This window comes from Serratia sp. Ae19-1, from assembly GCF_059801225.1.
In genome coordinates, this window is record NZ_JBCHWD010000006.1 from 53,998 (window position 1) to 66,022 (window position 12,025).

Sequence of the window (12,025 nt, forward strand, 5' to 3'; positions counted from 1 at the left end):
CGTGAGTGGTACATCGCCTGACTTAAAATATACGGACCCCAATGGGTTACAACCTAAGCTCCAGGACGAGTTGAAAATTTTACGGCAAAAAGAGCATATGTCGTATTGGCCTCGCTTTATGATACGTAGAATTTCGCTTTATGCTATTCCGTTTCTTATGTTCTTCACTTTTTTCTTTTGCTTAAGTTTGACGAAGAAAGTGGGGTTGGACAGAGTTAATGCTATGCTCGGAGCTCAACACGTACCAGCTAAAGGTTATCTACTCTTGGTAGTTGGTTTTTTTACTGCGGTGTTGTTTGCACAATGGCGGTGTTTCAACAGAGAATACAGTTTACTGTCTGCGAATAATGTGCTTGAGATTCCTAGAGAAAATTACAAGTTCGTTGCTCAGATTGTACTAGTTATTCCTTTTGTTTTTTTGTTTTTGTATATTTATAATACTGAATATAAGGTTTTTTATGGATTCCTTACATTTCTCGTTCTAACACTTTGCCCTTTGTTTATTGACCGCACTTTAGGATTAACTCGACAAAATGAGCGTTTTAAAATTTATATTAGAAGGTTAGAACGTTTCGATGAATTGAATATTTTTCGGGAGCAAATAAATATAGAATTCGATGAGTCCCACTTTCTTGACTATATGAAGCTTGTTGATGAAGCCGATCACAGTAAGAACCAAGATACGGTTAGCGATACATCTTATTTTATGACGTTGATTGAAAATAAGCTAAAAGCGTAATCGGTTTTAATATCATGCTATGTGAAAAATCCACGCAATTGCGTGGATTTTATAGTTTTTTCAGATTCTTATGAGATTCAGTGAAACCTCACGAGACAACAAATTTTATTTGGACGTTGAACCGTGATTTAACAGTTATCTTATTGATATAAATGTTTTATTTTATTCATATTTTTGTATGTACTTATCATTGTACTCATTTTGGAGTTTGCTCGCATTAGTAACGCGAAGGCCGTAGGTTCGACTCCTATTATCGACACCATTTCAAACGCTTCTCAAGTCTATCGAAATCAACACAAAGCCCGTATACAGTGGTTTATGGCCTGTGTCTTATCTCCTGTTATCAACTGGACTTAACCGGAATCAAGTCACAGTTGGGGGTATAAATGGGGGCATTATGTGTTCGGTCCAGGGAGATGCCCCCAATGAAGCTTAATGCGTGACAGGTAGACACTGCTAAACCCAGAGAGAAAGCCTACAAGTGGGTAGACGGTGCTAGTTTGTATCTTGAAGTCGTTTCCTCTGGTTCCAAGTACTGGCGGATGAAATATTGCTTCAATGGAAAAGAGAAGCGTATGGCTTTTGGTGTTTACATCTTTTGCCAAGAAAGAAGAAAAACTGGTTCGCGATGTGCAGCTAAACAACACGCTTCAGGCTGTGGCGCTTGAATGGCACGGAACAAAGGTGAGCCAATGGGTAGAAGGCTATGGTGGTTTACATATTATGGGACTGGAGTTTACGGCTAGGGAGGCGATAATGTGGATTGCACCGCGGTGTTGTTGGCACTGCTTGTGATAGTGATGCGGATAAGGGAAGCAAAGCATGCTAAGTTTTTAAATTGCTTTGCGCAGATTACTATAAGGAATTAACGATTAACTATGCTTAACATTCCAGTGTTCCGCCCATGGCGCTCGATTTGGGACTCTCAACTCAGCGATAAGATGACTAAGCTTGATGCTATTGCCGCGCGGAGGCAGCGAGGGCGTCAAAGACCTCCAGCACTTGAGGGTCTGAGTGATCACACCCTGGTTCTTGCTGCTCTTAATTTATCACGGGCGCGATTGGACTCCCCTGAGATATTGCACCAAAAAATCGAACCTTTGCTTTTGGCATGTGTCTGGCCACGCTGGTTGCTCCTGGAAGAGGCGTTAGACCAAGCCTCCACCACAGGTGACCTACATTTGGCTGCTCTAGTGCTTCGAACCCAGATAGAAGAACTCGATGCATTAAATGTCGTTGCGGAACTCTTTGAATTTGGCAAAAAGACTCCATTTGACAGTGAGGCTGTGGCGGATAAAATTCGTTTTCTCCAAAGTCGGGTCTTACCTAGGCTGGAATTAAAAAATAGGGAGGAGCTGACTAATCAGGCTTCAGATAAAGAGATAGCCGATAAACGTCATGAAAGTCTGAAGCTGGCTTTCAACCAACTTAGTGAATATGTCCATCCTAACTATGGTAGCCACATTCTATCTGTGAGGCCTCACTCTACTGAGGCCGCAACTATTGTAGCTGACGCTTTTATCGTGATTTATGAAGCGTTTTTTCAATTGCCATGGGTTGAAAATGACAATTGCGATCATATTGTTTTTTTACCTTTGAATCAGACATCCTCAAATGATCCTTTCCGTATCTTGGCGGATGTCACTTTACCTATCCTCAAAAAGACTTACTCTGTGGAAATGGGGCATAGAGAAGCAGATTGGAAGGACGCAGAGGGGACTTTTCACCATTTTGCTAACTGCGAGTCTAACTGGGAAAGCGCTTTTGGTACTCCGCCGACTTGGTCAACAGATGTTGAGGCAATCAAGGCTTTGAGAGAGAGCCAGCTTTCACCAAGTCTTTGGCCTGACTCAATTAAGACAATTTCAGGGCAGAATCGATATTCGTTCTTAATTCAACAAGAACTTCGACTTGCTCAAGCTGCTAATTCTTTACCTATACCGAATGGGTCGTATGAGGGTAATGAGCAGCTCTCGATCCTAGTTCCGAGTTTGAGCTTCAGCATCGAGGTAATTGAGTACAAGATGTGGTCTATGGCTCGTCAAGCGGCGAGACTTGTTAACGCAGACAGCGTTCTCGGGGTGACGCTACTTGTGCGCTCAATGCTTGAGCATCATGGATTGGCATTCGAGTTAGGGGAGAAATTAACCAAAGCTAAAAATGAGGTGGAAAAGTCTGCCCCTAACTCCGGAAAAATTTCGGAATTATTGGCGAACGCTGAGAAACAATTGGCACGAGTTCTTGCGGGAAGCTCGAACTTGTCTGGTGCAACGTCCGAGTGGCGGCACCTGTGGCGAGAGTCTATCAAAAAGCCGTATAACATACTAACTCCACTAGGGACAATGAATTCAAAACAACCAGGGGTGCTCAGCTTGTACGGTTTCTTGTCCCATGTTGCGCACGGTACAATTGCTACCGGAGGTGATCTTTTGGGGGGCGGGGGAGAAGGATGGAAGTCAGGTCATAAGATAATTCTGGCGCAATTGACACTTATGCTTTCAACGCTATGTGGGATTGAGGCGATGATGGATCGCCAAGTAGCCTCTATGCTGACCGGATCTTGGCTCGACTCGCTGCGAGAAAAATCAACTGACCTCGGAAAAAGTATCAAGGCGAAGCGAATACTTGAAGGTCAAAAATTGAAATTTGGAAGGGATATTTTTGGAGTTGGAACCAAAGATGATCCTTACCGCTTTCGCGAAGGATTGGACTATCATCCGTCATTTTATCACTACTTGTCACAAGAAGGTTTAAAGGTGGACAGTCGCAGTGTTGCCCTTTTTAAGGGAGCATTTGGAGATGAGGTCAAGCTCGATGATGGAAGTGTGCTGTACTTTATGAATTCCCAGTTGAACATCTGACTCTAAGATGAATATGTTCGTCTGAGTTGATTACCGTCCAAGGTGGCAAATTGGATCCGTTCTAGAATTATATTCTAAAGCGTTATGATTGCCGCCTTTTTCTCGCTAGTTTATTTCAGACCGGCTGAGGCTGAGGAGTCGAGTACTTCAGACCATCCCTCGCCCGTCGTTAGAAAAAGATAGCTTTGGGTTGTGAGTTTGTAAGTATCCCGGCAAACCGGACCATTCACATTTAGAGATCTTCCGGCATACTGATTATGTCCCCGGAGAAGATCGCCATGCGCAAAGCACGATTCACCGAACACCAGATCATCGCCGTTCTGAAGTCCGTCGAAGCCGGACGCACCGTTAAGGATGTCTGCCGCGAGGCCGGGATCTCTGAAGCCTCGTACTACAACTGGAAAGCGAAGTTCGGCGGCATGGAAGCCTCTGATATCAAAAAGATGTAGGATCTTGAGGATGAAAACCGTCGACTGAAACAGATGTTTGCGGACCTGAGTCTCGAGTGCCGCGCCCTGAAAGCCGTCATTGAAAAAAAGCTTTAAAACCAGCGATAAAGCGTGAGCTGGTCAGCTATCTGACGGCGCAATTTGCCATGAGTTTATCCGCTGAAAATGCGGATGGTTAACGGGCCAGAACTGGTGTCGCTGGCACTGGCGCAGTGGGCGGAAGAACACGGGGTGATACTGGAGTTTATCAAACCGGTTAAGCCGACACAGAATGCCTTTATTGAACGGTTTAACCGGACGTACCGGACAGAAGTACTGGATTTTTATCTGTTCAGAACCCTGAATGAAGCACGGGAAATTACGGAGCGCTGGCTGGCTGAATATAACAGCGAGCGGCCTCATGAATCCCTGAATAACCTGACGCCGGAAGAGTACCGGCTGATGGCTGAAAACCCGGAGGTCTCAAAAAGTGCGTGGAACTAAAACGGGTATGCTTACACCCATCAACAACAAAGAAATAAGAGAAACTGGTTTGCGATGTACAACTCAACAACACGTTCCAGACTGTGGCACTTGAGTGGCATGCGACGAGAGTTGGTCGACGGTCTGAAGGATATGCCTCTGACATTCTGGAGGCTTTCAATAAATACATTTTGCCCTTCATACAGGGCATATTCTTACCTCGTTCTGTTGTGGAGTGGATTCTATGGATAACTGGCTAAAACAGTGGGCGATGAAGAACCAGCTTTCCGTCGCATCCCGCACGTTTGTCTGCTTCGACGATGCTAAGGTGATGTCTTCCTACTCGCTGGCTTCCAGCGCTGTAACAACAAATACTGCCCCCGTGCGCTTTTGTCGCAATATGTCTTACCCGATCCCCTTCTAGTGCTGGGACGCCTAGAGGTGGATAAATCGCTACATAGGCAAGGTTTGGGGCTGGCACTGATACGTGACGCCGAGTTGCGGGTAATACAGGTGGCGGAAACCATCGGTATTCGCGGGACGCTGGTTGATGCGTTATCTGACGAAGCGCGGGAATTTTATCTGCGGGTGGGGTTTGAGCCGTTGCCGATGGATCCGATTTTGCTGATGGGGGATTTGGTGGGAAGCACTATCTTAAGAACGGCCATTTAGTAATACCTTAACAACAAAAACACCACTCCCCCCTCAAAAGCTAAGTATATTGATGTAAGATTCTTTACAGAGAGGTATAATCTTTCTCTATGATTTTATGGCAAATTAACAACCAGTTACGGTTTGTTAGAAGAAGATATTTGGTATGGGCGTATGAGCAGTGTTTTTGAGAGAGAGAACGATAATATTCGGGTACTTTCACTTTTCTCCGGTTGTGGTGGTATGGATTTTGGAATTACCTCAGCTGGTGGAGACATCGTCTTTGCCAACGATGTTGCAGAGAATGCCTGCAAAACATTAGGGAACTATTTCCCCGATAGTGATATCAGGCATAGTGATATCTCTCAAATTCTGTCTTTTCCGGATGTTGATATTGTTGTTGGAGGCTATCCCTGCCAGTCATTTTCAATGGCAGGTAACAGAAAACCTAACAATGACGACAGAACAAACCTTTATAAACACTTTCTACGGGTATTAGAGACTGTTCAGCCGAAGTATTTTGTTGCTGAAAATGTTTCTGGCTTGAAACATTTAGGGGCAGGTAGCTTTCTGGAACAACAGCTCACGGCATATAAAGCTGCCGGGTACCAAGTCAGCTATCATATGGTAAACGCGAGGGCTTACGGCGTGCCTCAGTCGCGCAAGCGTTTGTTTATTATTGGCGTCAGAAACGATCTGGGGCAATACTTTGAATTTCCTGCTGAAACACATGGCAAAGCGACAAAAAAGAATCCTCATTTAAAACCCTATGTTTCACATGGTGAGGCTATTAGGGATTTACCACTATGGCCTGAAGGTGAGTTTTACGAACGACCACATGATCCTGATGGGCATTTCTCATGGTATTTCATGTCCCGAAATCGTAAAGCTCTATGGGACAGCCCTGCTTACACCGTCGTAGCTAACTGGCGTCATGTTACATTACATCCTGCCAGCCCGGTGATGAAGTTAACATGGTCAAACCTGGAGGATGGCTGGAAGCAGCGCTGGGACTTTTCTGATGAATATGAGCATCTAATTGTTGATACTTCTCGTCCCAAACTGGAACAGGCAAGGCGGTTATCATGGCGGGAATGTGCACGAATACAAACTTTTCCACAGGGTTTTGAGCCTGTAGGAGACGTCGAGTCAAAATTTACCCAAATTGGTAATGCTGTTCCTCCATTGCTGGCTGAGGTACTTTTTCGGCATTTATTTTCTGGTACTGGTTTGAAAATGATGACAGCGAACGGTAATTAGGCGGTGAGTATGGATGATTCTTTCCCGGTTACTTTAGAAGAATGGAATGCTGAACTAGTAAAGATCGTCTTTCTTGAGTCTTCGCATACGGGCTCGACTTTAAGCCGAATTGATACTACGGGCCGCATTTTTGAGCAACTTGCAGGTCCACGTAGCAAAGAGGATGCTAAGCGAAGTTTCCTGATTTCGTTTGGAAAAAAAGCGTCTAAAATCCAGGATGCTCTCAGAGATGAGTCGCGATTAGACATTTTAGCGCAAATAAAAGGATACCCTACTTATTTTGCCGTTTTATATTTAACATTACTTGCTGCCAGTGCTGATGATGAAACACATGACGAAGGAGATTTTCGGGTTCGATTTTCTGTGCTGCTTGGCTTTGATAAAAATAAAAAATTTGTTTTTACTGAATTACCCAACTTATGGGAAAGGTTAGAAAGATGGAGTAGTAAAAGACAAAACTGTACCCGTTTAATCTTGCCAAGGCCATCAAAGCATGAAAGATTGATTGGGTATTCCAAGAGAATTGCTTTTCCCTGCTACAAAGATGAGGTCTTTTTACGGAATATTCTCATCGATAATAAACTAGATAACTATTCAACTTTTGAATCAGTTAATAAGGTAGTACATCAATATATATCTTATTTTAGCGAGGTTTTTAACCAAGAGTTTATTGAGTTCAGAACATTACTTTCAAAGGCTGCCATGCAGCAGGCTTATGACTCTCCTTTTTGGGGCGCTGTTCGTGATATCACTGTACATACGGAGAGAGAACAACTCAAAGAGAATGGTAAGTATTGTATTCACATGGAGTTTAATGATTCAGGTAATCCGGAGATTTATCTTCTTATGGATGACGCTGCTGCTACAGCCTCAGAAATCCAGCATTATTACTCCTTGCCTAATGAAATAGAGAACTATAATAATATATATTACGAACGAGACATAGGCACCACATTAAATTCCTTGGATTTATTATTAAAAAAACGGAAGGGTTATTTCTATAAATCACGAGTGGGAGTCGCACTGCGGTCTGGGTGTTTGCCGCTTTTTCGTGATGATTTTTGTCATATTAGTTCAGAAGGAGAATATTATGAAGATTCTCCAACCTATTTAATACTTCATCATACATATGCAGACAGTGTTTTCACTGTCTTGAAGAAGGTTGGCGAAAGAGTACAACGTCGGGATATTAAATCTACCAAATGGTCGATAGTTTCTTCCGATAAAGTTGGCAGGCAAACGCTGGATAAGATTGCCCGTTTGTTACCAGAAGAAGCCCGTCGTTTTCTAATACAGGGATGGCAGCCTGCTCAACCTCGTATGTCAGGTGCAGCACGATTTGGACAGGCTATACTGCTTAACCCTGCCAGTACACCGATAATTCATATGCCTGAAGTACTAAGAGGATGCTATGTCATCAGCAATAAAGACGGAGAAGAATTAACTCATGGCTCGCTATCTCAGGGAGCTGAAGGATTATTCATTCCACCAGAGGAGTTGATGGAAATATCTGGTCAGGCATTTTGTCGCTACGAACTTACGTTAGCGCATTCAGATATCCCAGTAAATTTTGATGTACACGTGTTAGATCATGCGCCTTACGCCACTTATTGTAAAATCACAGAGCCACATGATTGGCTTATTGATGGACCATCGGGAGTATTAATGGCGTTAGGGGATACGGCAGTGCTCCGCCCACTAAAACGCGAAAAAATAACACCATTGAGTGGTGCTCAGATGTTATGGCAGTATGAAAATTGCCTTCCTGTAACATGCCAATATACCGAGTTACATAATATACCCGCAGCATTTGACTGGCTCGCTGAGGCGCTGGCATTGCGTTTTCAACGTCGTAGCACATTGCCTTTTGGTGAATTAAAACAACATATTGACCCCGTATCACAGGTAACGAGGATACCCGAGTGGCAATTGCGTCGCATGCTCTTTGCTGCTGGCTGGCTTTGTGTAGTACAACGACGTCATGCGCCATATTCGTTAGTCTCATTAGCTGAAAGAACCATTTCCGTTGATGTCACTGAGCAGGGAGTTGTTGCCCGAATTCTGGGGATGTTTACAAGAAGTGAACGTAATCTTCTCCAAGAAGCACTTAATAACGGTGAGCGAATAGGGCGTCGGTTGGTTGAGGATAAAGGTTGTTCAATGGGTTGTATTGAATTGCATCTATCAGCCAGAGAGCGTATTCATGCTTTCATTGAACAGTTTGGGTTACGTTTGGTTAGTCACGACGATTTCCCCGTAAATGCTTTGAGCGGAGTATTGCTACCACTGTCTCAAATGCAGTTTATCCCGGCTTTACCCCCGGAACTCTATGTGTCGCTATGGCAAGCTGAAAAATACCAATGGTCAGAAGAACAGCGGCTTACTCAAACGGCTAATAATCTATTGATACGGTGTCAGGAAAAGCAGCGTTATCGTTATTTTATTCGGCAGAACACCGGATACTGGCAAACTGATAGCTTCTCCTGGGCATTAATGGCTCAGATGATATGTACAGGAGAAACGGTTGGCGTGCAAAAAGGCGATACTGACTGGTGCTGGTCAAAGAAAATCTTTGCGTTACCGCCCTCCGTTTTACAGTGGTGGATCCATGTTGCCCATGGATGCTTGTCGATAACAGATAATGGTGGTTACTTATTTGCAGGGGGGAAATTTCCACTCTGGGACAATGTAATGGTTTCCCCTTCGTGCCAACGCGCGTTGGAACGACGTAACAGAGCGCTAACAACACGCAAACTGCGTAGAACCTTACAGTAATTTTACAGAATCAGGTGGTAAGGAGAACGTTTAACATGGCTAAAAAGAAAAGTATTATCAGCGACCGGCTGGGCCAAATGTACAGCTTCGGTACAGAATCTCATGAATTGATCAGATGCTTGCAAGAGTGCAAGCAAAGGCTCACCAGAAATGGCGCTAAAGCAGATAATTTACCGAAAGCACCAGAGAAAAGGTTACATTTTCTCCGTACGTTACCACCTAAGGCCAAACTTGTTGTGTCTGATTGGCTTCGTGAAAATTTAACGTTTTCTGAACAAAATGACCCAGAAAATGTTCTTAGAGATCTGTTAGAAGCAGAAAGTAATGCGGAAGATATTGAACTCTGTAAACCGTTATGGCGCACTATTCTGGGATTCTATATTTCTTCTGACTGCCCTGAAATTATAACGAAATTTCTGAATGGTGAAGAAATAGATTTACCCCAACATGGTGTTTCTGACTCTTCGACAATTAATTTCACTGACGAAGACATTGAACAATGTGCCTTAATTAGTCAGGGTAAAGAAATTTCTATGCCAGAGCGCACTATTCCACTGTTTGTTGGGGGATTGGTTGACGCACTTAGGGGAACGCGTACAGCCGATAATCGATGGCGGACAAAGCTATCAGAACATTCTTTACCGCTGGCGCGAAAATTGGGTGAACTTATCGATCAGTTTGAAGCCAGTCACGACCTTAAAAAAATGGATGGTACCAGTGTAATACAGGCTCCTCCCGTTGTTTCCAAAGAAATCGACAGTTCGATGGACGAAGTTATGTTCATTGGAAAAGTGTTAGCGTTAACCGCGTCCGGCGCTTTTTTTGTTATGCCGATTAGTCTGTTAATTAATGGCAACCTACGAGACCTCCCGGAGGAACTGGTAAAAGATTTTTTCCCCCATGGAGGTGAAGCCATTGGTTTTGAAAGCTATTTCAGCAAAAAATTTACTCGGGATGAAATAGCAATATGGAAAGCCCGATATCAGCCGTCTGATAAACCCGCGCAGTATGTTATTACTGACTACCTGTCGCGCGTTTATCCTGTCGTTGCGCTGCCTCATGCCTCTGATGAGCCTGATGCTGTCAGAGAGTGGTTACTGACCCGGTACCAGCCGCAAAACGATACGGCGGTCATTTTTCACCTAAGTGATGGCGTATCCCTAAGATTACCGGGTGACTTGTCTGATCCTAAAAAATATGACTTTGATATGCCGCTAGAGAGTTATCGTCAGGTTTCTCAGACACTACTTGGTTCTCATGCCCTCAGGGTGATCACTGAACTCCCTCAGGTGAGTAAAAAATATGATTGCGCTGAAGCCAGCACGTGGATCAAACGCCTGCTTAAACGCACTGATTCAGCAAAAGATTTCCCTCAGTTCAGTAAAGGACAGCTACAAAATTTAACCCATTTTATTGCTGAACATGAGTCTGATAATGAGGCATCCTATCTTCGTGCAGTATCTCACCTGGAACAGATAGCAGATACAAGATCCTTTCTTAACGATACGACTCAACAGTTATTGGCTTTACCTGAGGTTGAAGCGCAAATTAATATTGAGAAACAAGAAATACTGACTCGTTACGAAGAAGAACAGTACCAGATTAAACAATCAATAAAGGTATTATCTGAAAAGAAAATACAGCTTGAAAATGAAATTGACGACCAGAAGAAAAAACTGAAAAAAGAGACCGATCGTATTAATAAAGCGCTACGTCAGCAAGAAAATGAACTTGAACAACGGATTAAAAAGACCTTCGAAGCTGCATCTCAAGCGGGAATTGAAACGCTGGCCCAGACAGCGTTACTGAGGGCGGTAATTAAAAATGAAACAGTGCAGGAACAACCTGCCCAACGACGAATAGCACCAGAATCTGTAGCCGAATCAGTAAATTCTAATTTTCCATTGGCAGAGACGAATGCCCTGACTCGCAAACATCAACTATCATCGGCTATCGAAAAACAGGCTTTGGCGACGGGACTAAGTGAATCTTTATTATCCAGCCTGATTGCCGCTGCGAGTGTTACACCCGCAGTCGGATTGATGGGAAAAGAGACGAAAGAGACTATCGCCTCACTAGCGAACCTCTTAGCCGGGAATGTTTGGGGTGAAGTATCGGTACATAGCGATCATTTTAGCTTCAGTGATTTAATGAACTCCCCCACATTGATCCGTTTATCCGGCGATACTAATACCATGACGCTAGGCGATTTTTTGACCCATCAACAAGAGGCAGGGCTGGCGAGCATCGTTGAATTGCGTGGTTTTAACCGCACTCCTCCAGAAACGCTGCTCCCTGAACTCCAGGAGTGCTTATTCAGAACTCGCCATCCTGCCGCATGCAGTTGGACGGATCGGCGGCAGGCTCTACGACATTTGCCCATCCGACACCCGATACTTTTTTTACTCACATTCACCACCGGGAAAAGCACGTTTCCATTACAGGCACCTCTTGCTTACCAGTTACCCCTGTTTCTTGCAGAAAATATATGGTCGGATGAGCGGCCATTTGAGCAAAATACTGACATCACGCCTTCTCGTATTACCCTTGAACTATGGCAGACAATCTATGTGGACAACCCCCAGCCAGAGTACCAAGCTTGTGCCCCAAGGGAAGTGCTAGAAGCAGCGCTACTCTCTTTACTTCCTGATGAACAAGCACAAGCTGTTGCCCGTCTGGCTTATAGCCTAGGCCGTAGTACGGCACAAGATATTGCGACCACGATTGACGCTCTTGCCCCGGAGTTAGGGCCATATGTTCAGGAAATGACTACCGGTGAATCTGCAAGCGTACTTGAGACCCTTTTCCAGTTATAAGCAAAGGATTAA

The 12,025-nt window shown here is 44.1% G+C and carries 5 protein-coding genes and 4 pseudogenes; all 9 read left to right on the forward strand.

Annotated features, from left to right (window positions below; all coding sequences use genetic code 11):
• Position 1: 1 nt before the first annotated feature.
• The 9 genes and pseudogenes from rdrD (at position 2) to AAIE04_RS17590 (ending at position 12,013) form a co-directional block, all read left to right on the forward strand.
• Positions 2-739 carry an antiviral RADAR system accessory protein RdrD gene (gene rdrD, locus AAIE04_RS17550; protein ID WP_498577430.1) on the forward strand — a complete coding sequence of 246 codons (738 nt, stop codon included), beginning with the start codon at positions 2-4 and terminating at the stop codon, positions 737-739.
• Between the two features lie 425 nt (positions 740-1,164).
• Positions 1,165-1,447, forward strand: a pseudogene (locus tag AAIE04_RS17555) (Arm DNA-binding domain-containing protein); the annotation flags it as partial.
• A gap of 170 nt (positions 1,448-1,617) precedes the next feature.
• Complete coding sequence (locus AAIE04_RS17560) at positions 1,618-3,600, forward strand: hypothetical protein (protein ID WP_498577431.1); 1,983 nt, start codon at positions 1,618-1,620, stop codon at positions 3,598-3,600.
• A 278-nt stretch (positions 3,601-3,878) separates the two neighbouring features.
• Positions 3,879-4,532: pseudogene (locus tag AAIE04_RS17565) on the forward strand (transposase).
• Between the two features lie 38 nt (positions 4,533-4,570).
• Positions 4,571-4,714 (forward strand): annotated as a pseudogene (locus AAIE04_RS17570) (integrase); the annotation flags it as partial.
• Positions 4,696-5,183, forward strand: a pseudogene (locus AAIE04_RS17575) (GNAT family N-acetyltransferase). The pseudogenes AAIE04_RS17570 and AAIE04_RS17575, both read left to right, overlap by 19 nt.
• Before the next feature lie 123 nt (positions 5,184-5,306).
• Positions 5,307-6,422, forward strand: coding sequence for a DNA cytosine methyltransferase (locus AAIE04_RS17580; RefSeq protein WP_498577432.1), 1,116 nt, complete (start codon positions 5,307-5,309; stop codon positions 6,420-6,422).
• A gap of 9 nt (positions 6,423-6,431) precedes the next feature.
• Positions 6,432-9,197 (forward strand): hypothetical protein, encoded by a 2,766-nt coding sequence (locus AAIE04_RS17585; RefSeq protein ID WP_498577433.1) that lies wholly within the window; start codon positions 6,432-6,434, stop codon positions 9,195-9,197.
• A gap of 35 nt (positions 9,198-9,232) precedes the next feature.
• The gene (locus tag AAIE04_RS17590; protein WP_498577434.1) at positions 9,233-12,013 is read left to right on the forward strand and encodes a kinetochore protein; all 2,781 of its coding nucleotides are present in this window, start codon (positions 9,233-9,235) and stop codon (positions 12,011-12,013) included.
• The last annotated feature ends 12 nt before the right edge of the window (positions 12,014-12,025 follow it).